The organism is Limnohabitans sp., from assembly GCF_017848645.1.
In the GTDB taxonomy this organism is placed as follows: Bacteria; Pseudomonadota; Gammaproteobacteria; order Burkholderiales; family Burkholderiaceae_C; genus Limnohabitans_A.
This window is the reverse complement of sequence record NZ_JAFEIF010000074.1, coordinates 1-21,259: the sequence shown is the minus strand read 5'-3', so window position 1 is coordinate 21,259 and position 21,259 is coordinate 1. Positions and strand designations below refer to the sequence as shown.

22 protein-coding genes are annotated in these 21,259 nt (G+C 60.1%); 7 read left to right on the top strand and 15 right to left on the bottom strand.

From position 1 onward, the window contains the following. Window positions 1-33: 33 nt before the first annotated feature. Window positions 34-567: a winged helix DNA-binding protein gene (locus QZ190_RS15685; RefSeq protein ID WP_089954592.1), complete on the bottom strand. Its 534-nt coding sequence runs from the start codon at window positions 565-567 to the stop codon at window positions 34-36. A 214-nt stretch (window positions 568-781) separates the two neighbouring features. On the opposite strand from QZ190_RS15685, the gene QZ190_RS15680 reads away from it, so the two are divergent. The 5 genes from QZ190_RS15680 (at window position 782) to crcB (ending at window position 5,098) form a co-directional block, all read left to right on the top strand. Beyond that, entirely contained in the window at window positions 782-1,756 is a 975-nt protein-coding gene (locus tag QZ190_RS15680; RefSeq protein ID WP_291918150.1) for a TRAP transporter substrate-binding protein, read from the top strand. Between the two features lie 4 nt (window positions 1,757-1,760). Next, window positions 1,761-2,270 (top strand): TRAP transporter small permease, encoded by a 510-nt coding sequence (locus tag QZ190_RS15675; RefSeq protein ID WP_291918147.1) that lies wholly within the window; start codon window positions 1,761-1,763, stop codon window positions 2,268-2,270. Window positions 2,271-2,276: 6 nt separating this feature from the next. Beyond that, window positions 2,277-3,578 carry a TRAP transporter large permease subunit gene (locus QZ190_RS15670; RefSeq protein ID WP_291918145.1) on the top strand — a complete coding sequence of 434 codons (1,302 nt, stop codon included), beginning with the start codon at window positions 2,277-2,279 and terminating at the stop codon, window positions 3,576-3,578. Window positions 3,579-3,657: 79 nt separating this feature from the next. After that, entirely contained in the window at window positions 3,658-4,674 is a 1,017-nt protein-coding gene (locus tag QZ190_RS15665) for a recombination-associated protein RdgC (protein WP_291918142.1), read from the top strand. Window positions 4,675-4,708: 34 nt separating this feature from the next. Further along, the gene (gene crcB / locus QZ190_RS15660; protein ID WP_291918139.1) at window positions 4,709-5,098 is read left to right on the top strand and encodes a fluoride efflux transporter CrcB; all 390 of its coding nucleotides are present in this window, start codon (window positions 4,709-4,711) and stop codon (window positions 5,096-5,098) included. Between the two features lie 48 nt (window positions 5,099-5,146). On the opposite strand, the gene QZ190_RS15655 is transcribed toward crcB, so the two are convergent. The 5 genes from QZ190_RS15655 to QZ190_RS15635 form a co-directional block, all read right to left on the bottom strand. After that, on the bottom strand, window positions 5,147-5,446 hold the full coding sequence (locus tag QZ190_RS15655) for a hypothetical protein (RefSeq protein ID WP_291918136.1): 300 nt from the start codon (window positions 5,444-5,446) through the stop codon (window positions 5,147-5,149). Window positions 5,447-5,472: 26 nt separating this feature from the next. After that, window positions 5,473-5,727: a MoaD/ThiS family protein gene (locus tag QZ190_RS15650; protein WP_062403458.1), complete on the bottom strand. Its 255-nt coding sequence runs from the start codon at window positions 5,725-5,727 to the stop codon at window positions 5,473-5,475. 15 nt (window positions 5,728-5,742) lie between these two features. Then, window positions 5,743-7,083: an FAD-dependent oxidoreductase gene (locus QZ190_RS15645; protein ID WP_291918131.1), complete on the bottom strand. Its 1,341-nt coding sequence runs from the start codon at window positions 7,081-7,083 to the stop codon at window positions 5,743-5,745. A gap of 111 nt (window positions 7,084-7,194) precedes the next feature. Then, a complete protein-coding gene (locus QZ190_RS15640; RefSeq protein WP_291918130.1) occupies window positions 7,195-9,042 on the bottom strand; it encodes an aldehyde ferredoxin oxidoreductase family protein in 1,848 nt (615 codons plus the stop codon). Window positions 9,043-9,065: 23 nt separating this feature from the next. Continuing rightward, the gene (locus QZ190_RS15635; protein WP_019427650.1) at window positions 9,066-9,542 is read right to left on the bottom strand and encodes a 4Fe-4S dicluster domain-containing protein; all 477 of its coding nucleotides are present in this window, start codon (window positions 9,540-9,542) and stop codon (window positions 9,066-9,068) included. Window positions 9,543-9,695: 153 nt separating this feature from the next. On the opposite strand from QZ190_RS15635, the gene QZ190_RS15630 reads away from it, so the two are divergent. Beyond that, entirely contained in the window at window positions 9,696-10,820 is a 1,125-nt protein-coding gene (locus QZ190_RS15630; RefSeq protein ID WP_291918122.1) for a helix-turn-helix domain-containing protein, read from the top strand. Here QZ190_RS15630 and QZ190_RS15625 read toward each other — a convergent pair whose 3' ends face one another. The 3 genes from QZ190_RS15625 to QZ190_RS15615 are packed head-to-tail and all read right to left on the bottom strand — an operon-like array spanning window position 10,821 to window position 13,095. Next, window positions 10,821-11,618 carry a substrate-binding domain-containing protein gene (locus QZ190_RS15625; protein WP_291918291.1) on the bottom strand — a complete coding sequence of 266 codons (798 nt, stop codon included), beginning with the start codon at window positions 11,616-11,618 and terminating at the stop codon, window positions 10,821-10,823. It abuts the gene before it with no gap. Between the two features lie 14 nt (window positions 11,619-11,632). Beyond that, the gene (locus QZ190_RS15620; protein WP_291918119.1) at window positions 11,633-12,355 is read right to left on the bottom strand and encodes an ATP-binding cassette domain-containing protein; all 723 of its coding nucleotides are present in this window, start codon (window positions 12,353-12,355) and stop codon (window positions 11,633-11,635) included. Further along, window positions 12,352-13,095, bottom strand: a complete 744-nt coding sequence (locus QZ190_RS15615) for an ABC transporter permease (protein ID WP_291918116.1) — start codon at window positions 13,093-13,095, stop codon at window positions 12,352-12,354. The genes QZ190_RS15620 and QZ190_RS15615 overlap by 4 nt, the downstream gene beginning before the upstream one ends. Before the next feature lie 137 nt (window positions 13,096-13,232). On the opposite strand from QZ190_RS15615, the gene QZ190_RS15610 reads away from it, so the two are divergent. After that, window positions 13,233-14,327, top strand: coding sequence for a substrate-binding domain-containing protein (locus tag QZ190_RS15610; RefSeq protein ID WP_291918289.1), 1,095 nt, complete (start codon window positions 13,233-13,235; stop codon window positions 14,325-14,327). A gap of 82 nt (window positions 14,328-14,409) precedes the next feature. Here the strand turns inward: QZ190_RS15610 and QZ190_RS15605 are convergent, their stop codons facing one another. The 6 genes from QZ190_RS15605 to QZ190_RS15580 form a co-directional block, all read right to left on the bottom strand. Then, entirely contained in the window at window positions 14,410-16,209 is a 1,800-nt protein-coding gene (locus tag QZ190_RS15605; protein WP_291918113.1) for a TRAP transporter large permease subunit, read from the bottom strand. Beyond that, window positions 16,209-16,805, bottom strand: coding sequence for a TRAP transporter small permease subunit (locus QZ190_RS15600; RefSeq protein ID WP_291918110.1), 597 nt, complete (start codon window positions 16,803-16,805; stop codon window positions 16,209-16,211). Before QZ190_RS15600 ends, QZ190_RS15605 begins: the two co-directional genes overlap by 1 nt. A gap of 199 nt (window positions 16,806-17,004) precedes the next feature. Then, window positions 17,005-18,087 (bottom strand): TRAP transporter substrate-binding protein, encoded by a 1,083-nt coding sequence (locus QZ190_RS15595; RefSeq protein WP_291918108.1) that lies wholly within the window; start codon window positions 18,085-18,087, stop codon window positions 17,005-17,007. A gap of 190 nt (window positions 18,088-18,277) precedes the next feature. Further along, window positions 18,278-20,125 (bottom strand): 1-deoxy-D-xylulose-5-phosphate synthase, encoded by a 1,848-nt coding sequence (gene dxs, locus QZ190_RS15590; protein WP_291918106.1) that lies wholly within the window; start codon window positions 20,123-20,125, stop codon window positions 18,278-18,280. Window position 20,126: 1 nt separating this feature from the next. After that, on the bottom strand, window positions 20,127-21,029 hold the full coding sequence (locus QZ190_RS15585; protein WP_291918103.1) for a polyprenyl synthetase family protein: 903 nt from the start codon (window positions 21,027-21,029) through the stop codon (window positions 20,127-20,129). Then, on the bottom strand, window positions 21,026-21,259 hold a 234-nt coding region (locus tag QZ190_RS15580; protein WP_291918100.1), incomplete at its 5' end, for an exodeoxyribonuclease VII small subunit. The genes QZ190_RS15580 and QZ190_RS15585, both read right to left, overlap by 4 nt.

Sequence of the window (21,259 nt, the reverse complement as noted above, 5' to 3'; positions counted from 1 at the left end):
GTCGCTCAACAATCAGAATTCAAAAGATCACGTTCACAAAGAGGCCGCCGCACGCGCCGCTTGGTCGTACATGCCCGAGAGCACACGCAGCAATCGAGCCAGTTCGCCAATGTCGCGGTTCAGGCCATCGTCGGCCTTCAAGGCGTCGATCAAACAGCTCTCACGGATTTCGCGGTAACGCTGCACATAAGCGCGGCCCTCGTCGGTGGCGGCATAGGTCACGTCCTTGCCATTCTTTTGCGACACCACCACCCCCAAGCCTTGCAGCTTTTTCAGGGCGTAATTCACCAAATGGGTGTCTTCGATGTTCATGATGAAACAGATGTCGGCCAGGCGCTTGTCACGCGCACGGTGCGTGACATGGTGCAGCACCAGCACATCGAGCGGCGTCAGGTCTTTCAGGCCCGCCGCCGCCATGCAATGGATGATCCAGCGGTGAAACGCGTTGCCCGCCACGATCAGGCCGAACTCGAATTCGCTCATCTCGGCGCTGTCGGGCGAGACCAGATGGGCCGAGGACACGATGGGGCTCGGGGCAGAGATGCTCAGAGAATTTTTGCGCGGCATGGGTTCCGTCTAGGCTGGAGAGTTGAGAAAGTCTATGCCCGATGCCGACAATTTGCCAACAATTTGTTGACGTTAAGGGAAAACACCGAGCGCGGATTGGCGCCACCTTGCCTACAGTGGGCACCAGACAGATGCACCCGATGCACGCGGTAAGCGGGCACCTTTCTTGCACTGCCCAGTGAACCGTTCATTTCCATCTTTCACAGGAGTTTTCATGCAACGTCGCGCCCTTCACCTCAGCCTGCTCGCTGGCCTGCTCGCTGTTTCCGGTTTTGTCTCGGCCCAAACCAAGTGGGACCTCCCCGCCGCTTACCCGGCCACCAACTTCCACACGGTCAACATGACCCAGTTTGCAGCCGATGTGGACAAAGCCACCGCAGGCAAGCTGAAGATCACGGTGCACGCGAACGCATCCCTGTTCAAGGCCCCCGAAATCAAGCGTGCCGTGCAAGGCGGCCAAGCCCAGTTGGGCGAGATTTTGCTGGTTAACTTCCAGAACGAATGGCAGCCCTTTGGTGCGGACGGCCTGCCCTTTTTGGCAGACAGCTACGACGAGTCCATGAAGCTCTACAAAGCCCAAAAGCCGCTCTTGGAAAAGAAACTGGCCGAGCAAGGCATGATGCTCTTGTACTCGGTGGCCTGGCCACCACAGGGCATCTACAGCAAAAAACCGATCAACAGCGTGGCCGACCTCAAGGGCATCAAGTGGCGCGCCTACAGCCCCACCACCGCCAAGATCGCTGAACTGGTCGGCGCGCAACCGGTGACCGTGCAAGCGGCCGAGTTCTCGCAGGCCTTGGCCACGGGCGTGGTCGAATCCACCATGACGTCAGGGGCCACGGGCGTAGACAGCAAGCTGTTCGAGCACCTCAAGTACTACTATGACGTGCAGGCCTGGCTGCCCAAAAACGCGGTGATTGCCAACAAGAAAGCCTTTGACGCCTTGGACAAGCCCACCCAAGAAGCCTTGATCAAAGCCGCTGCTGCGGCCGAGACCCGAGGCTGGGCTGAATCGCGCAAGGTCAACACCTCCACACTGGAAATCCTCAAGGCCAATGGCATGACGGTGGCTCCTCCTTCGGCACAACTCAAAGCCGATATGAAAAAAGTGGGCGACGTCATCATGAAAGAGTGGCTTGAAAAGTCTGGGGCTGAGGGCAAAGCCATCGTTGATGCGTTCAACCGCTGACCGCATGCGCCGACTGCTCAACGCCCTTTATGACAGCAGCGCCGCTTTGGCGGCGCTGTGCATGTGCGGCCTGCTGTTCATGGTGCTGCTGTCGGTCTTGAGCCGACAGCTCCATGTCCATGTGCCCGGCACCGATGCCTATGCGGGTTACCTCATGGCCGGGGCGGGCTTTTTGGCGCTGGCCCACACCTTGAAGCGCGGCGAACACATCCGCGTGACCTTGGTGCTGGGCTTGTTCAAGGGCGCAGCCCGCCGGGGCATGGAGGTGTTCAGCCTGTCGCTGGCCAGCCTGCTGGCCTGTTTGTTCGCCTTTTACAGCTGCCGCCTGGTGTGGCAGTCCATCGAGTTTCACGACATCTCCACGGGCAATGACGCCACGCCTTTGTGGATTCCGCAGCTGGTCATGGCCCTGGGCACGGTGATTTTTGCTCTGGCCTTTGTCGACGAGCTGGTGCTCGAAATCCAGGGTCGCCGCACCGCCACCGACAGCGGCGAGATGCTGCGCAACGAATGACATGCCATGAATGACATGATGATCACAGGGCTGCTGGTCCTGACCTTGTTTCTGATTTTGGGCAGTGGCGTGTGGATTGGTCTCACGCTCTCTGGCGTGGCATGGGTCGGCATGCAATTGTTTTCCGCCAGACCCGCGGGTGACGCCATGGCGATGACCATCTGGGGCTCGGCTTCGAGCTGGACCCTCACCGCTCTGCCCCTGTTCATCTGGATGGGCGAAATTCTGTTTCGCACACGCCTGAGCCAGGACATGTTCAAGGGCTTGGCCCCTTGGATGCAGGCCCTGCCCGGGCGCTTGCTGCACACCAATGTGGTGGGCTGCGCCATCTTTGCGGCCGTGTCGGGTTCGAGCGCAGCCACCTGCGCCACGATCGGCAAGATGACCCTGCCCGAGCTGCAAAAACGCGGCTACCCAGAAGACATGGTCATTGGCACCCTGTCCGGCTCCGGCACCTTGGGTCTGTTGATTCCGCCGTCCATCATCATGATCGTGTACGGCGTGGCGGCCGATGTGTCAATTGCCCAGCTCTTCATCGCCGGCGTCTTGCCCGGCTTGCTGTTGGCCGGGCTGTTCTCGGGCTACATCATTTATTGGTCCTTACGGCACCCGGACCAGATCCCGCCGCGTGACGCACCCATGAGCTTCATGCAAAAGCTGGAGGCCTCTAGCAGCCTGATCCCGGTGGTCTTGCTGATTGCGGCGGTGCTGGGCTCGATTTACACCGGCTTTGCCACCGCCACCGAGGCGGCGGCTGTGGGCGTGGTGGGCTCCTTGGTGCTGTCCGCCCTACAGGGCTCTATGAGCTGGACCGTGTTCAAAGAGGCCTTGATGGGGGCCACACGCCTGTACTGCATGATCGCCCTGATCTTGGCAGGCGCTGCGTTTTTGACCTTGTCCATGGGCTACATCGGCCTGCCCCGCCACCTGGCCGAGTGGATCGGTGGCCTGGGCCTCAGCCCCTTTGCGCTCATCATGGCCTTGATGGTGTTTTTCATCCTCCTGGGTTGCTTTTTAGACGGCATCTCGATGGTGGTGCTGACCATGGGCGTGCTCATGCCCACAGTCCAAAAAGCCGGCATCGACCCGATCTGGTTTGGCATCTTCATCGTGTTTGTGGTCGAGATGGCGCAGATCACGCCACCCGTGGGCTTCAACCTTTTTGTGCTGCAAGGCATGACAGGCAAGCAACTGCCCTACATCGCCCGGGTGTCCATGCCCATGTTCTTTTTGATGATGGGTGCTGTGTTGTTGATTTACTTTGTGCCCGGCATCGTGACCTGGCTGCCCACCCAGATGAAACTCTGAGCTTGCAGGCAGGTTCATCCTCTATGATTCAACCCGTCCCCAAAGGACGGGTTGTTCATTTGGGCAGTAAGGATTGTTTGTGTTTAAAAATGTGATGGTTTACCGCATCGGCGAGGGCTTTGCGCCCACATTGGCCGATGTGCAGGCGGCCCTGGAGCCGGTGCAGTTTGTGGAATGTGGCGCCAGCCAGGAAAAATCCATTGGCTGGGTGCCCCCACGGGGTGAAGCCCATGGGCCGTTGGTCGAATCGGTGGCTGGGCAGTGGATCTTGAAACTCATGATCGAGTCCAAGGCGGTGCCGGGCAACGTGGTGCGCCGCAAAGCCGATGAACGCATCGCCGAAATCGAAGCAGCCACCGGCCGCAAACCCGGCAAAAAGGAAAAGCGCGACCTGATGGACGATGTGCTGCTGTCGCTGCTGCCTCAGGCCTTTGCCCGCCAATCCACCGTGCTGGTGTGGATGGACCTGGAAAACCGCCGCTTGGTGCTGAACGCGGGCAGCCAGGGCAAGGCCGATGAAGTCATGTCCGCATTGATGAACGTGATGGGTGGCCTGTCGGTCTCCCTGATCCAGACCGTGACCTCTCCGCAGGCCGCGATGACCCAGTGGCTGCTGGCCCCCACCCCAGACGAATGGCCGTCTGATTTGACCGTGGAGCGCGAAACCGTGCTCAAGTCCACAGGCGAAGACGCCGCCAGCGTGCGCTTTACCCGCCACCATCTGGCCAACGACGACGTGCGCAAGCATGTGATGGAAGGCAAGCTGCCCACGCAACTCGCGCTCAGCTGGGACGGCCGCGTCGCCTTCGTGCTAACCGACACCCTGCAGCTGAAAAAAGTACAGTACCTCGACGGTGTGATGGACGAATCGGGAACCGACAAAACCGAAGACCGCTTTGACGCCGATGTGGCACTGTCCACCGGCTTGCTGGGGCCGCTGATCGACAGCCTGATCGACGCCTTGGGTGGCGAGATGGAGTTGGGCGCAGCTGCTGCCGAACCGGCCCAGCCCAACCCGACGCGCACTGTGGTGAATTCGATCCTACCGACTGGGGCAACGGGCGCAGCGGCGACAGACGAAGACCCCCCGTTTTAATCGTCGGTAAACCCCAAGCGAAAGGACCCACGCCATGCTCACGGTGATTGCGATTTGCTTGGGTGCTTGTGTGGGTGCGCTCTCGCGCTGGCAGCTGGGCCTATGGCTCAACCCTAGCCCGGCAAGCGGTGGCCTCTTGCCTTGGGGCACCTTGGCGGCCAACTTGATCGGTGGCTATCTGGTGGGTGTGTGCGTAGGGGTGTTCCAGCAACTGCCCGACCTCGACCCGGTTTGGCGCATGGCCTTGGTCACCGGTTTTTTAGGGGCACTGACCACTTTCTCCAGCTTCTCGGCCGAGGTCGTGGCCATGCTTCAGCAAGGCCGCTTTGCGCTGGCGGTAGGCACGGCCAGTTTGCACTTGTTCGGTTCGCTGGCCCTCACGGTGCTGGGACTTAAAACCGTGGGTCTAATCTGGGCGCGCTGATCGAGCGAGGGGCGGGTTTGCAGCGGTTACAGCCACTCGCTCGCACACTCACCCCCCACCCCGTTGCATCGTCAAATCAAAACGCTTCATGAAGCTTTGACGCGCATCTTCTTCCACGCCCACAAAAACAAAAGACACGGCCAGCCGCTGCAGGCGCAGCAGCGCGATCACGCGTGGGGGCAGGATGCGCCATTGCAGCAGCAGATGGCCGTCACCGATGTGCACGCGTGCTTGGCCGGTGCCCAGTTCAAAGTCATGGTCACCCAAGGCGCGGGGCAAGGCCGTCAACCATTCGGTTTCGCTGGTGCCCATGTCGCGCTCAAAGCGCTCGAGGTAGAAGGACTGCATGGGTCCGTTAGCCGCGTGTGCTGTGCTCAACCACCGGCCACAGGTGGCCAGATGGCCAACACGTCGCCATCGACCAAGGTGGTGGTGCCCCGGTCTTCTGGTTTGATGTATTTGCCGTTGACCAGCACCAGATGCACGAGCTTGGGCGGCATGCCAAAGGGCTCGATGATTTGGCTGATGCTGGCGTCCTGCGCCACGTCCAGTGTGACCTGGTTGCTGCGCCGGGCTTCGGCAGGCAAATAGTCGGTCAGCGTGGCAAACAGTTTGAATGTGATGTTCATGTGCAGATTGTCACTTCATCGGCGGCGTGCGTCTTGCGCGCCGCTCCATCGCCCTTGACCCTGTGCGCAATCGAGGTAGGCGTCCACCAGCTTGGTCGGGTCGTGCATCAGGCGGTCTTTCCAGTCGCCCAGACGCACCTGGCCTTCGACCAAGCCGCGCATCACGCCCACATGCTCGGTCCAGCCCACACTGTTACAACCAATCATCACATCGTCCTTGAACTGCAAGCTCAGGTGACGACCCGCAGCTTTATCGGTCAACACGGCCGACTGGCCACCGGACACGCCTTCCCAGTTGCCAAAACTGGTGGAGATCAATCCCAGGGTGTCGAGCACGTTGATTTGTGTGACGCCTTTGAGCTCGGTTTTTTGGCCCAGCATGTTGAGCGCGGCCACGCGGGCCTGCTCGGCGGCATTGGGCTGGATGGCGCTCACAATCGTTTTGCCACTGACCATGTCAAAAGCTTCGGCGCAGTCGCCTGCTGCGTAAATGCCGGGCACATTGGTTTGCAGGTGCTGGTCGGTCAACACGCCTTGCAGGCAGGTGATGCCGCTGTCCTTCAAAAAGCCAATCGCTGGGCGCACACCCGTCGCGCTGATGACCAGATCAGCCTCGACAGTTTGGCCATTGGACAAACGCACCTGCAGCGGGCCACCCGCTTCGTCGGACCCCAAGCCCACCGCGGAAGCCAACTTGCCGAGCAAGCCTTTTTCTGCACCTTGGCTGATGGCTTCGACCTTGGTGCCGGTGAACACCTGCACGCCTTTGGCCTCGCACCAGTCGCGGATCATGCCGCCCGCCACCGGGCCCATCATGCGGGGCACCATGCGGTCACCCATCTCCACCACGCTCAGCTTGACGCCACGCGCAGCCAGCGCTTCCATGATGATGCAACCAATGAAGCCTGCGCCCATTTGCAACACGCGAGCACCGGGCTTGGCCAGCGCCTGGATGGCCCGGGCGTCTTCCAGCGTCCAGCACGGGTGTACGCCGGGCAGGTCCATACCCGCAATCGGGGGGCGCACGGGGTGCGAACCGGTCGCAATCAACAGCTTGTCAAAAGCCATCGACTGGCCGTTGTCAAGATGCACCGTTTTACCTGCCGCATCGACGCGGGTGACTTTGGCCTTGACTTGCGTGATGCGCAAATCGTCAAAGTGGGTGGCGCTCTTGCGCAGGTAGGTGCCCTGCTCTTCGATGTTGCCAATCAACAGATAAGGGATGGCCATGCGCGAATACGGCGCATCGGACTCGTCGCCCACCAAGGTGATGGTGTCGTTCGGGGCGTGTTTGCGCAGGGTCTCGGCGGCGATGACGCCGGCAGGGCCTGCGCCCAAGATGACGTGGTGGGTCATGAATCGGACTCCAGAAACAGGTAGCGGCCCGCAGGCCGCTTGGATTCCTGTAGAAGCGCACCCCTACGGTGAAGGCTTCACGAGCAGGCGCTCGCTCCTACAGGGGCAAGGTCACAAACCCAGACGTTCCCGGGTGGCCGATGTGGGGTGGCCTTCGCCATCCCAACCGCGAGCCTCGTAGTACTTGGGCAGCATTTCGTCCAACTTGCTGACCATGCCTTTGCCGGGGCCGGTTTTTGCAGCTTCGGTCATCAGGCGCTTGGGCAGGTTGTCGTCGGCCTTGGTGAAGCCGGCGGCGTTGTTGAAATCACGCTCCATGTTCCAGATGCGCTCGCCGATGTGGTTCAAGTGCTCCATGGTGAACTCTTCACCGCAAGCGGCTTGCACCTGAGGGGCCACGTCAGCCAGTGTCCAGGCAAAGCTGGTGAAGACGCAAATGCCGGCCGAGTCAAAGGCGGCTGTCGCGTCTTGGAAGGCCTTGACCAATTCTGGCTTGCCTTCGTGCTCGGTGGGCTCGGTCTTGACCGGAATGCCCAGCACTTCAGAAGCGATGGTGTAGCCGCGCAGGTGGCAAGCACCACGGTTGGATGTGGCGTAAGCCAGGCCAATGCCTTGGATCACACGACCGTCATAGGCTGGGAACTCTTGGCCCTTGACGCTCATGGACAAATCGGGGTGGCCGTATTTGGCGGTCAGGCGCTTGGAGCCCATGCCAATTTCCTTGCCAAAACCGATGCCCTTGGCGGTCATGTCGACAAACTCGCAGAGCGCTTCGGCCGAGCCAAACGGTGCTTCCACACCGATTTGCTCTTTGGTCAGCACGCCCATTTCGTACAGCTCCATGACAGCGCCTATGGTGGCACCGAAGCTGATCGGGTCGAAGCCTTCTTCGTTGCAGATCATGTTGGCGTATTGCAGGGCTTCGAGGTCTTTCACGCCGTTGGCTGCGCCCAGCGCCCAAGCCGCTTCGTATTCCAGGCCGCCGTTGGCGCCCCAGTACTCAGGCTTGTTCTTGACCGAGAAGTGGCCTTCGTCCATCTTGCTGATGCGGCCGCAAGCAATGGTGCAACCAAAGCAAGCTTGGTTGGTCACCAGGTGCTTTTTGCCATCGGTCTCGCGGGGCGTGACCATGGCTTCGGCCGAGATGTCTTTGGCGCTTTCAAACTGCACGTCGCGGTGGTTGCGAGTGGGCAAACCGCCCACTTCGTTGATCACATTCATCAGCACTTGGGTGCCATAGGCTGGCAAGCCTTGACCCGTGACCGCGTTGTCGGCCAACACCTTTTTGGCGGCCTTGGCCGCAGCCATGAAAGCCTTGGGGTCTTTCATGTTGCCCACGCCTTTGGTGCCGCGCACCGCGATGGCTTTGAGGTTCTTGCTGCCCATGACGGTGCCCACGCCCGAGCGGCCAGCCGCGCGGTGCAGGTCGTTCACAACGGCGGCATACAGCACGCCGTTTTCACCGGCCTTGCCGATGCTGCAAACGCGCAGCAACGGGTCTTGCAAGCTGGACTTGAGGATTTCCTCGGTCTTCCAGACGCTTTGGCCCCACAAGTGGCTCGCATCGCGCAACTCGGCTTCGTCGTCGTTGATGTGCAGGTAAACCGGCTTGGCCGATGCGCCTTCAAAAATGACCATGTCCCAACCGGCCATTTTGAGCTCAGCGCCCCAATAGCCACCCGAGTTGGAGCAAGCGATCGCGCCAGTGAGCGGGCTCTTGGTGATGACGGTGTAGCGGCCACCGGTGGAGGCCATGGTGCCGGTCAGTGGGCCTGTGGCCCAGACGATTTTGTTGTCAGCCGACAGCGGGTCGACTTTGGGGTCGATCTCGCTGATCAAGTATTTGCTGCCCAGACCGCGTGAGCCAAGGTAGGCTTTGGCCCACTCCATGTTCAGCGGTTCGGATTTGACGGTGCCAGCCGTGAGGTTGACGCGGAGAATTTTTCCAGCCCAAGACATGTTGATGCTCCTTGTGGGGGGATTTAAGAGGCCGAGGGCTGATTGCCCAACTTGTCGGCCCACTGCTTCATCTTGTCGATGCCGGTCCAGTTGGCATCCACGAATGTGATGGCGCCAGTGGGGCAGGCGTCGGCGCAAGCCGGGTCACCACCGCACAGGTCGCACTTTTGCACCTTGCCAGTCTCTTGCACATAGTTGATCGTGCCGAACGGGCAAGCGATGGTGCAAACCTTGCAGCCCACGCAGGTGGATTCGTTGACCACTTTGGCACCGGTGGCTTTGTCCACGGTGATGGCTTCCACAGGGCAGGCATGCAGACACCAAGCCTCGTCACACTGGGTGCAGGTGTAAGGCACTTTTTTGCCGGTGTGATGGAAATCAAACACCTTGATGCGCGATTTGGAGGTGGCGTATGTGCCGTAGTTCTCGAAGGAACAGGCCATTTCGCACTGCAAGCAGCCGGTACATTTGTCCGGATTGATGTGCAGGACTTTCTGCATGTGTATCTCCTGTGGTGTGGCGGACTTCTCAAGCCCGCGCTTATGAATCAGAATGCATAGCCATTGTTGGTGCATCGCCCTGCAAACCGCTCCGGATTAACCCTAGGTTTGTCAGGGTTGACGCAAAAATTCTCAGCTTGATACACATCTGACATGCCCCTGACCGCCCACCACAGCGACCGCCTTCAGCGGATCGAACAAGCCCGCGACCTGGTGTTTCAGGGCCGATCCGAAGCCCAGGGCAGCGGCGTGTCTCCCTGGATTGCCCAGTCCTGGCAGCGCTGCCTGTCCATGGGCTTGCAACCGGGCCAGGCGGTGGGTTTTGACGCCATCTCGGCCCAGCACATGCGCCGAGTGCAAGAGGCCAGCCGGCCCTTGGTGCAGGCGGCCCAGCCGGTGCTGGCCGAGCTGGCGCGGGCCATTGCCGACATCCGTTATTTCGCCATCCTGACCAATGCCCAGGGCATCGTGGTGGACGTGCACGGCCCAGTGGACCGGCAAGACCGCCGTGCCGAAGTGATCGCCCGTGTCGGGGTCGACTTGTCAGAAAAAGCCGTGGGCACCACGGCCATCAGCGCCGCCCTGACCGAATTGCAGCCGGTCTGGTTGCACCGGGGCGAGCATTTCTTTCAGGACACGGGGGTTTACAGCTGCGCCGGGGCACCGGTATTTGGCCCGGATGGCCTGTGCGCGGGCATGCTGGACCTGACGGGCATCGAAACCACCGAGCGCCCTGCCCTCAAACACCTGGTGCGCCGCTCCGCCCGCAGCATCGAAAACAGTTGGCTGCTGTCCACCGATCATGCGCTGGTGCTGCGCCTGAACTGGCCCGGCAACCAGCCCGGCGACGACAGCGATGGCCTGATCACACTCGACCCCAACGGCCAGATCGTGGGGGCCAACCCCACGGCGCGGCAAATGCTGTCCTTGTCGCCGGACACCAACGGCCAAACGCAGCACGCCAGCGAAGTGTTCGCCTCGCCCTGGGAAAACCTGTTCGACGCGGCCAGCCGCCAAGCCAGTGCGCAAGAGCTGCCGCTGTGGTCGGGCCTGCGTTTGCAAACCCAAGCCCTGCGCCCGGGCACCCGCCCTGCGGCCGCGCACAGCGCGAAGGCCTCAGAACGTGCTCAGGCGATGGCCAAACCCCTCAAGGATGTGCAAACCGACATGATCCGCGAAGCCGTCCAGCAAGCCCGTGGCAACGTGGCCGAAGCCGCCCGCAGCCTGGGCATCAGCCGCGCCACGGTTTACCGCAAACTTGGCTTGCCCAAAGCCTGATCACTTGCCCGCGTTCGGGAAAAACAGCTGCTCGCCGCCGATTTTGTAGTCGGCAATCACACTCTGACCAGCGGCCGAGGTGATCCAGTCCACAAACTTCTGCGCATCGGCCTGTTTGACGTGGGCATGCTTGGCGGGGTTGACCACCATCACACCGTACTGGTTGAACAAGCGGTTGTCGCCCTCCACCAAAATGGCCAGATCAGCGCGGTTCTTGAAGTTGAGCCAAGTGGCGCGGTCAGCCAGAACGTAGGCGCCTGTAGAGGCCGCAATGTTCAAAGCCGGGCCCATGCCGCAGCCGCACTCCTTGTAGCCGCTGCCTTTCTTGTCCGTCAGGTTGGCCGTTTTCCAAAAACGCAATTCGGCCGCGTGTGTGCCGCTCTTGTCACCACGCGACACAAAGGCTGCGTTGCCGGCCGACAACTTGGCCAAGGCCGCCACAATGTCTTTGCCTTTGGTCGCTGCCGGGTCGGCCTTGGGGCCAATCAGCACAAAGTCGTTGTACATCACGGGCAAGCGCTTGATGCCAAAACCATCGGCCACAAATTTTTCTTCGGCTGCTTGGTCGTGCACAAACACCACATCGGCATCACCGCGCCGCGCCATGTCCAGCGCCTGGCCTGTGCCCAGCGCCACCACTTTCACGTCGAGGCCACTGGCCTTTTTAAAGGCGGGCAGCAAGTGCGCGAACAAGCCCGACTGCTCGGTCGATGTGGTGGACGACATGACGATGGACTGGGCTTGTGCCCACACCGAGGTGGTGGCCAAAACGGCGCACACCAAGGTGCGACGGGTCATTGAAAGCGTGAAGGTCATGAAAGTTCTCCTTGAACAAAAGCATGGGCTGCCGGGCTGTGTTCAGCCAGCAGTTCGGGGTTGAAAAAATCGGCCACGAGCAAGTCGGCCATCACTTGACCGAACTCCAGATAAACGACGCGGGTGGCCAAGCGCTTGACTTGGCCCAGGTTGTGGCTGGCCCAGACCAGGGTCAACGGGCGCTCTTGGTTGCTGGCAAAGTCGGCCATCAGGGCTTCGACTTCGCGTTTGGCGTGCGGGTCCAGGCTGGCCGTGGGTTCGTCCAGCAGCAGCACATCGGGGTGCCGCGCCCAGGCGCGGGCCAAGGCCAGGCGCTGCTGCTGCCCGCCCGACAACTGGCGGCCGTTTTGCTGCGCTACAGACAACAAACCCACGCGATGCAAAGCCTGCAGCGCCAACGCTTGGGCGGCCGACCAACTCAGACCGCGTGCGCGGTCCAGCCACAAGCCCAGCGCCACATTGTTCAAGGCCGACAGGCGCAGCAAATGCGGCCTTTGGAACAGCATGGCCTGACGCACCCCCGCCGCTTGTTGCACCTGCCCTTGTGTGGGTGGCACCAGCCCATGCAAGGTGCGCAGTAAAGTGCTTTTGCCCGAGCCATTGGCGCCCACCAGCGCCACACGCTCACCCGCCACAATGCGCAAGCTCACCCCCGTCAAGGCCGCTTGCGCCCCCAGCTGCACGCTCACCGCGTCCAGTCCGATCTGCGCGGCGCTCATGGCTGCACCCCTAGGGTTCTTTCATCAGGCGCGGGTCGCATGGTGCGCCGCTCACCCCACAGGCGCAGCCCCGCCACCAGCGCATTGAGCAGCAACACCACCGCCAGCAAGACCATGCCCAACCCCAACGCCAGCGGCAAATCGCCCTTGCTGGTTTCCAAGGCAATGGCCGTGGTCATGACCCGCGTGAAGCCATCGATGTTGCCGCCCACGATCATGACTGCGCCCACCTCCGAGATGGCGCGGCCAAAGGCGGTGACGCCAATGGTGAGCAAGGCCAGGCGTTCGTCCCAAGCCAGCAGCAAGCTGCGCACCCAAGGCCCTGCGCCCAGCGACGCCCACTGCTCGCCATGCTGGCGTTCCACGTCTTCGACCACTTGGCGCGTGAGCGCGGCCACCACGGGCACCACCAAAATGAACTGCGCCAACACCATGGCCTGAAAACTGAACATCCAGCCCAAAAAGCCCAAAGGCCCACTGCGCGACAGCAGCAGATACACGACCAGCCCCACCACCACCGAAGGCAGCGCCAGCAAAGTGCTCAAGCCCACCAGCACCGCGCCCCGCCCCTGAAAACGTGACACTGCCAGCCAAGCCCCCAATGCCACACCCACGCCGTAGGCCAGCAGGCAGGCCGTGGCACTCACGGCCAAGGACCGGGTGACGACCACCCACAGGGCAGGATCGAAAGAGGTGACGAGGTTCAGCGCCGTCAGGACGCTGTCGGAGAAGGTGTTCATAGAGCTGGGATGGATGCTAACGGACGATACGTCGCCTTTCCCTAAGGGATGTCCGCTATGAATTGCCTTGCATAGGTCCAAGCTGTACCACGGACCGCTACCGCGCAGAATGAGGCAAACTGCTGGCCGTGCAACACATCAACCTCTCTTACAGCTGGACACCGCATCAAGCGCAAGCCGTGCAGCGTGACCTGACCAGCCCTTTGCGCAACCCTTTGATGGACTCGCTGCAAGCCGTTCGCGAAACCGGCTCCATTGCGGGTGCAGCCCGAGTTTTGCAGCTGTCCTATCGCCATGTCTGGGGCGAACTCAAGCGGTGGGAACAAGCACTCGGCCAGCCTTTGATCCTGTGGGAAAAAGGCCAAGCCGCCCGTTTGACGGAATTTGCCGACAAGCTGCTGTGGGCCGAGCGACAAGCGCAAGCACGCCTCGCCCCCCAGATCAGCGCCTTGCAAGCCGAACTGGAAAAAACCTTTGCTGTGGCCTTTGACCCGGGCAGCCATTTGTTGACGGTCTACGCCAGCCACGACGATGCGCTGGTCAAACTCAGGGAACACAGCGCCCGCCAATCCCTGCACTTGGACATGCGCTTTTGTGGCAGCGTGGACGCGATCCGCGCCTTGAACGAAGGCCGCTGCACCGTCGCCGGGTTTCATGCCCCCTTGCATCCCGATACCAGCACCTTGACCGCCCGAACTTACAAGCCCTTGTTGAAAACCGGCCAGCACAAACTCATTGGATTTGCCACCCGTGAACAGGGCTGGATGGTGGCCCCCGGCAACCCCAAGAACATCACGGGTTGGAACGACCTGAGGCGACCCGAGCTTCGACTCGTCAACCGAACACTGGGCACTGGCACCCGATTGCTACTCGACCAATGGCTTGAAAACCAGACCGCATCGACAAGTCTTCCCACTGGCTACGACCAAGAGGAACCCTCGCACTCTGCTGTGGCCACCCGCATCGCCTCGGGCCACGCTGATTTGGGCCTGGGCATTGCATCGGCAGCCCACACCCAAAAACTTGATTTTGTTCCCCTGACGCAAGAGCACTACTGGCTGGTGTGCTTGAAATCGGCCTTGAACAACCCGGCCGTGATCGCCTTGCGAGAGGTTTTGCAAAGTGCCGAATGGCAGCAGCTGCTGAGCCAACAAACGGGCTATCGCTTGCACAAAGAAGCCGGACAGATCCAATCGCTCAAACAATGCCTGCCGTGGTGGCCCCAGCGATGAGACCCCTGTCTTGAAGCCACTTGCCCACAAAAAAACCGCGCCTGAGCGCGGTTTTTTTGCGGTCAAAAGAAAAGACTTGTCCTTACTTTTTCGGCTCGGTGGCCATCAAAGCTTTGAGCGCATCGTCATCTGACTTCTGGCTGCTTTCGTCTTCGGCAGTTTCATCAGGCTTGAGCGTGTCATCCGCGCCTGGCTCACCCGCATTGGAAGAGCTTTCCAGCTGCATCATCACCTCGTTGGCGTCGAGCTTGGTGCCCTCGTCCATACCGCCTGTCACCAAACCGGGGTACATGATGACTGCCGCCACCATGATCAACTGAAGGCAAATGAAGGCGATCGAGCCTTTGTAAATTTCCGTGGTCTTGACCGATGGGATCAAAGCCCCGGTCACCCGGTCCTTGTAATCGTTCTTGGGAGCCACACTGCGCAAATAAAACAGTGCAAAACCAAAGGGCGGCGTCAAGAAAGACGTTTGCAGGTTCATGGCAATGATCACGCCAAACCAGATCATGGCCTGATCAGCGGTCATGCCAGGCACCATGGCGGGCAGGATCTTCTCTGCCACAGGCGCCAAGATCGGAATCACGATGAAGGCAATTTCAAAGAAGTCGATGAAACAACCCAAGATGAAGATCAAGATGTTGACCACAATCAGGAAGCCAATCGCACCGCCTGGCATGTTGGTGAACAAATGCTCCACCCAGATGTGACCATCGGCTGCATTGAAGGTGAAACTGAACACGGTCGAACCGATCAGGATGAACAGCACAAACGAAGCCAACTTGGCTGTGCTGTCGAGTGCCTGACGTGTCAAGTCCATGGAAAACTTGCCCTTGACCACGGCCAGCACCACGGCACCCAAGGCCCCCATGGCACCGCCCTCGGTGGGCGTGGCCACCCCCAGGAAAATGGTCCCCAAAACCAGGAAGATCAAGATCAGGGGCGGCATCAGCACAAATGTCACCTGCTCTGCCAGTCTGGAGAGCAAACCCATTTTGGTGACACGGTTGACGATAGACAGGGCCAAACCGGTCAAGGAAGCCACCGTCATCGACATGATGATGATTTCGTCACCCGCTGCAGGCTGAGCGCGTCCGGTCATACCGCCAATGATCTGGTCATGGATTTGAGCCCAACCGTAGCCAATCAAGCCGCACAAGGCCAACAAGACCAGCAGTGAGCGGTGACCTGATGCGCCATTGTCTTCGCGGTAAATGCGCGCTTCGGGTGGCAAGGCAGGCACCATGTCCGGCTTGACGAGCGCCACCACCACGATGAACAAAATGTACAAACCGACCAGCAACAGACCAGGAATCAAGGCGCCGGCATACATGTCCCCCACCGAGCGGCCCAATTGGTCGGCCAGCACAATCAGCACCAAGGAGGGCGGAATGGCTTGCGCCAAAGTGCCCGAGGCGGTGATGGTGCCCGTCGCAATGGTTCGGCTGTAACCGTAGCGAAGCATGATGGGCAATGAGATCAAGCCCATCGAAATCACTGCGGCCGCGACAACACCCGTGGTCGCTGCCAACAAGGCGCCGACCAAAATGACCGCAATGGCCACACCACCACGCACGGGCCCAAAAACCTGGCCGACGGTTTCGAGCAGGTCTTCGGCCATGCCTGAGCGTTCAAGAATAATGCCCATGAAGGTGAAAAACGGAATCGCCAAGAGCGTGTCGTTTTGCATGATCCCGAAGATCCGCAAGGGCAATGCTTGGAACAAGGAGGCTGGGAACAAACCCGCTTCCATGCCAATAAAACCAAAACCCAAGCCGCAAGCGGCCAAAGCAAACGCCACCGGAAAGCCTGTCAACAACAGGACAAACAGGCCAACGAACATGAGGGGCACAAATTGTTGTGCCAGGAACGAGGCTTCCATCAACGGTCTCCCTGTGGTTGTGCCATTTTTTCAAGCTCAGCGGCACGCTTTTGGTCATCAGACAGAGCATCCTCTGTGGACAACACATCAGGTCCCTGGCCTTGCAGAAAAGCCCAACGCTTGACCATCTCTGACAGACCTTGCAGCTGCAACAAAAAGAAACCCAAAGGAATCAAGGCGTACGCTGGCCAACGGATCAAACCACCTGCGTTTTGAGACATCTCACCACTCACGAGGGCTTGAATGAACAAGGGCCAGGAAAGGTAGATCGAAAGCAGACAAAAGGGCGTCAACACCAAGGCAAAGCCCCAAAAGTCAATCCAGTTGCGGGCGCGATCGGTCAGGCGGCTTGAAATGAAGTCGATCCGAACATGCGAATTGCGCAGCAAGCCGTAACCGGCTCCCAGCAAAAACACCCCCGCAAACAGGTACCACTGAATTTCGAGCAAGGAGTTGGAACTCATGTCGAACATCTTGCGAACAATCGCATTGCCTGCACTGATGGCGGTAGTCAACAAAATCAACCAGCCGGTGAATTTACCCACTTTCAGATTGAGTGCATCAATCCAGCGGGAACACAAAAGTAAAGAGCCCATTGGCATCTCCAAGGATTAAATCAGGCGCGATTGTAAGTCTAGGCCAAGCTCGGCAAATCAGCGAAGGATGGCGAGTTGACTTGAAATTTATCCGCTGGGTTTGCAGCTTTTTTCAATCAACAAAAAACCCCACCCTTTTGACGGGATGGGGTTGTATCATGGGTACGGCAACATCCACAGACGTCGCCGACAACCAAGATTACAGCTTGGCGCCTTGCATGAAGCTGTCGAAACGCGCTTCAGTGAAGCGGAACCAAAGGTTGGAGTCTGCGCGGAACTTGGAATAGTCTTCGTAGACTTTTTTCCAGCTGGGGTTTTTGGCCGACAACTCGCTGTACAGCGCCATCGATTCCTTGAACGCGGCATCCATCACGGGCTTGGGGAAAGCCACCAGTTTGGCCTTGTTGGCCACCAGTTGCTTCAGGGCACCGGGGTTGCGAGCATCGTACTTGGCTTGCATTTCGGTGTGCGCGTAGGCCGCAGCGCACTCGACAATCGCCTTGTACTCAGACGACAGGCTGTCATAGGCTTTTTGGTTGATGTAGAGGTCCAGCTGGGGACCACCCTCCCACCAGCCTGGGTAGTGGTAGAAAGGCGCCACTTTGAAGAAGCCCAGTTTCTGATCGTCGTAAGGACCCACCCACTCGGCGGCATCGATCGTGCCTTTTTCCAGGGCTTGGTAAATCTCGCCGCCAGGAATGTTTTGCGGTACACCACCCAAACGCTCAATCACTTTGCCGGCAAAGCCGCCCACGCGGAATTTCAGGCCTTTGTAATCGTTGACGGTCTTGATTTCCTTGCGGAACCACCCGCCCATCTGAGCGCCTGTGTTGCCCATGGGGAAACTCATGATGTCGTACTGCTTGTAGAACTCACGCATCAGCTTCAAGCCGTTGCCGTCATACATCCAGGCCGACATTTGGCGGCTGTTCAGACCGAAGGGGATCGCGCAACCCAATGCGAATGTTTCGTCTTTGCCAAAGTAGTAGTAAGGCGCGGTGTGCGCCATCTCCACAGTGCCGTTTTTCACCGCATCAACAATGCCGGGCATGGGGACCAGTTCACCCGCAGCGTGCACTGAAATCTCGAATTTTCCGCCGGTCAATTCCTTGACTTTCTTGGAAAAGGTTTCTGCAGCGCCATAGATGGTATCCAGGGCCTTGGGGAAACCGGAAGTCAGGCGCCAACGCAAATTTGCTTGGGCTTGAACCAAAGCAGGCGCGGCACCAGCTGCCAGCACACCAGCCAAACCAGTGTTCTTGATGACGGAACGACGATCCATGAATGGACTCCTATTGAAAAATTAAAGACACACCCGAGATATCCGGGCATTGACTCACAGGTCGATGCGTATTGTAGGAAGCTGCGGAACCCCCAAAGACAGGGGTTTACCCTTTTAATTGGGATTGAAATTTAACAAAGTTGAAGTAACAGCAAAAATTGAAAGCTTTTCAAGGCCTCTTGAATTGAATTCAATCGGGCCAGCGCTGCCGAATCGACGCCTCGATGCCGGCCGCATCCAGCCCCTGCAAAGCCAGCAGCTTGGCCGGGTCGCCATGCTCAATGAATTCGTCGGGCAAGCCCAGGTGCAAAATGGGTCGGTTGATCTGCAAGGTCTGCAGGGCTTCACCCACCGCGCTGCCCGCACCGCCCATGATGCAGCCCTCTTCCACCGTCACCAGGCGCTCATGGCTTTGGGCGATTTGGGCCAGCAAATCCACATCCAGCGGTTTGACCCAGCGCATGTTGACCACCGTGGCGTTGAGCTTTTCAGCGGCCTGCAATGCGGGCGCCAACAAAGTGCCAAAGGCCAAGATGGCCAGTTTTTCGCCTTGGCGGCGCACTTCGCCTTTGCCAAAAGGCAAGGTGTCCAGATCTCGTCCGGGCTCGACCCCCACGCCCGCACCACGCGGGTAGCGCACCGCCACCGGGTGGTTTTGAGCGTAAGCGGTGCTCAGCAGCTGGCGGCATTCGCGCTCGTCGGCCGGGCAGGCCAGACTCATGTTGGGGATGCAGCGGATGTAGGCGATGTCGTAAGCCCCCGCGTGGGTGGCCCCATCGGCCCCCACCAAACCGGCACGGTCCAGGGCGAACACCACGGGCAGGTTTTGCAGCGCCACGTCGTGGATCAACTGGTCGTAGCCACGCTGCAAGAAAGTGGAATAAATAGCCACCACAGGCTTGAGGCCTTCGCAGGCCATGCCGGCGGCAAAGGTCACAGCGTGCTGCTCGGCAATGCCCACGTCGTAATAGCGCTTGGGGAAACGCTGATGGAAAGCCACCATGCCCGAGCCCTCGCGCATGGCGGGGGTGATGCCCACCAAGCGCATGTCTTTTTCGGCCATGTCGCACAGCCACTGGCCAAACACCTGGGTGAAGGTGGTTTTGGCAGGCGTGGCCGCAGGCACCAGGCCCACACTCGGGTCGAACTTGCCGGGGCCGTGGTAGGCCACTGGGTCGGCTTCGGCCTTCTCGTAACCTTGGCCCTTTTTGGTGACCACATGCAAAAACTGCGGGCCGTCCAGATGCTTGATGTTCTCCAGCGTCGGGATGAGCGACTCCAGATCATGCCCATCGATCGGGCCGATGTAGTTGAAGCCGAATTTCTCGAACAGCGTGGCGGGCACCACCATGCCTTTGGCGGTTTCTTCCAAGCGTTTGGCGAGCTCAAACAGGGGCGGTGCGTTTTTCAGCACGTTCTTGGCCCCGGCCTTGGCCGCCGAATAAAAACGCCCGCTCATCAGTTGGGCCAGGTAGCGGTTGAGCGCCCCCACCGGCGGGCTGATGGACATGTCGTTGTCGTTCAGGATCACCAGCAGCTTGCATTCTTCAACGCCCGCGTTGTTCAGCGCTTCAAAGGCCATGCCAGCGGTCATGGCGCCGTCGCCGATCACCGCGATCGAGTGGCGCGACTCACCTTTTTGGCGCGCGGCCACGGCCATGCCCAAAGCGGCCGAGATGCTGGTGGACGAGTGCGCCGTGCCAAAGGTGTCGTATTCGCTTTCGTCGCGGCGCGGAAATCCCGACAGGCCGCCAAACTGGCGCAGCGTGGGCATGCGGTCGCGGCGGCCTGTGAGAATTTTGTGTGGGTAGGTCTGGTGGCCCACGTCCCAGACGATGCGGTCTTCGGGGGTGTTGAAGACGTAGTGCAAGGCCACGGTCAACTCGACAGTGCCCAGGTTGGAGCTCAGGTGCCCGCCGGTTTTGGACACGTTGTCCAGCACGCAGTGGCGCAGTTCATCGGCCAATTGAGGCAAGTCGGTGCGCTGGAGGCGGCGCAGATCGGCCGGGGAGTCAATGTTTTTGAGCAAATCGGTCATGTCAGTTGTTTCTTTCTACCACCATGGCGGTCAGTGCACGCAGCGCGGCCAAACGGTGATCCGGCAATCCGGTATCGGCCAAGGCCTGCATCGCCTGCGCGGCCAGCGCATCGGCATAAGCCTTGGCCGCGTCCAGCCCCATCAGGGCCACATAAGTGGGTTTGTCGGCGGCTTCGTCCTTGCCGGCAGTCTTGCCCAGCGTGGCCGAATCGGCCGTCACATCCAGGACATCGTCCACCACCTGAAAGGCCAGACCCAATGCCTCGCCAAAACGCATCAAAGCCGCTTGCACTGTTTCGGCCACGCCCGGCACGCATGCCGCGCCCATTTGCACGCTGCACAGCAGCAGCGCCCCGGTTTTGAGGCGGTGCATCTGGCGCAGCTGGTCTTCGCTCAGGCGTTGGCCCACGCTGGCCAAGTCAATGGCTTGGCCTCCGGCCATGCCTTGGTAACCCGAAGCGCGGGCCAGCAGGCCCACGCAAGCGGCTTGCACCGCAGCGCTCACGCTGGCATCCTGGGGGGTTAAAAATTCAAAAGCCAAGGTTTGCAAAGCATCACCCGCCAGCAAAGCCTGGGCCTCGCCAAACTGCACATGCACTGTGGGTTTGCCGCGCCGAAGCACATCGTTGTCCATGCAGGGCATGTCGTCGTGCACCAGCGAATAAGCATGGATCAACTCAATGGCGCAGGCGGCATTCAGGGCTGCCGCGCTGCTGGCCTCGTTGCCCACAGCCTCGGCCGTGGCCAGTACCAACAAGGGGCGCAGGCGCTTGCCGCCGTCCAGCACGGCGTACCGCATGGCTTGGCCCAATGCGGCAGGTGATTGGGCCGCAATACCGGCCGACAAGGCCTGCTCGACGTTATCGAGATGCGGCTGCATCCAGGCCTTCAAATCCACACTCATGCGCCGCTCCAGGGTTTGAGTTGCCCGCCATCCAGCACCTGGATCTGGTCTTCCACCGCCTTGAGCTTGTCGCGGCAAAAAGCGAGCAAAGCCGCGCCGCGCTGGTAGCCCGTCAAGAGCTGGTCCAAAGGCATTTGGCCCGATTCGAGCTGGCCCACCAGGGACTCCAGCTCCGCCAAAGCCGCTTCGTACGTGGCGGGCAGCGGGGCTGCCGGGGCGTCAGCGGGGGC

Coding starts and splice junctions, on each gene's coding strand:
- QZ190_RS15670 (WP_291918145.1), top strand. CDS start 2,277: ATGAATGACATGATGATCACAGGGCTGCTGGTCCTGACCTTGTTTCTG.
- crcB (WP_291918139.1), top strand. CDS start 4,709: ATGCTCACGGTGATTGCGATTTGCTTGGGTGCTTGTGTGGGTGCGCTC.
- QZ190_RS15615 (WP_291918116.1), bottom strand. CDS start 13,095: ATGAACACCTTCTCCGACAGCGTCCTGACGGCGCTGAACCTCGTCACC.
- QZ190_RS15630 (WP_291918122.1), top strand. CDS start 9,696: ATGCCCCTGACCGCCCACCACAGCGACCGCCTTCAGCGGATCGAACAA.
- QZ190_RS15650 (WP_062403458.1), bottom strand. CDS start 5,727: ATGAACATCACATTCAAACTGTTTGCCACGCTGACCGACTATTTGCCT.
- QZ190_RS15600 (WP_291918110.1), bottom strand. CDS start 16,805: ATGGGCTCTTTACTTTTGTGTTCCCGCTGGATTGATGCACTCAATCTG.
- QZ190_RS15640 (WP_291918130.1), bottom strand. CDS start 9,042: ATGTCTTGGGCTGGAAAAATTCTCCGCGTCAACCTCACGGCTGGCACC.
- QZ190_RS15585 (WP_291918103.1), bottom strand. CDS start 21,029: ATGAGTGTGGATTTGAAGGCCTGGATGCAGCCGCATCTCGATAACGTC.
- QZ190_RS15680 (WP_291918150.1), top strand. CDS start 782: ATGCAACGTCGCGCCCTTCACCTCAGCCTGCTCGCTGGCCTGCTCGCT.
- dxs (WP_291918106.1), bottom strand. CDS start 20,125: ATGACCGATTTGCTCAAAAACATTGACTCCCCGGCCGATCTGCGCCGC.
- QZ190_RS15645 (WP_291918131.1), bottom strand. CDS start 7,083: ATGACCCACCACGTCATCTTGGGCGCAGGCCCTGCCGGCGTCATCGCC.
- QZ190_RS15685 (WP_089954592.1), bottom strand. CDS start 567: ATGCCGCGCAAAAATTCTCTGAGCATCTCTGCCCCGAGCCCCATCGTG.
- QZ190_RS15625 (WP_291918291.1), bottom strand. CDS start 11,618: ATGACCCGTCGCACCTTGGTGTGCGCCGTTTTGGCCACCACCTCGGTG.
- QZ190_RS15605 (WP_291918113.1), bottom strand. CDS start 16,209: ATGGAAGCCTCGTTCCTGGCACAACAATTTGTGCCCCTCATGTTCGTT.
- QZ190_RS15595 (WP_291918108.1), bottom strand. CDS start 18,087: ATGGATCGTCGTTCCGTCATCAAGAACACTGGTTTGGCTGGTGTGCTG.
- QZ190_RS15620 (WP_291918119.1), bottom strand. CDS start 12,355: ATGAGCGCCGCGCAGATCGGACTGGACGCGGTGAGCGTGCAGCTGGGG.
- QZ190_RS15655 (WP_291918136.1), bottom strand. CDS start 5,446: ATGCAGTCCTTCTACCTCGAGCGCTTTGAGCGCGACATGGGCACCAGC.
- QZ190_RS15635 (WP_019427650.1), bottom strand. CDS start 9,542: ATGCAGAAAGTCCTGCACATCAATCCGGACAAATGTACCGGCTGCTTG.
- QZ190_RS15675 (WP_291918147.1), top strand. CDS start 1,761: ATGCGCCGACTGCTCAACGCCCTTTATGACAGCAGCGCCGCTTTGGCG.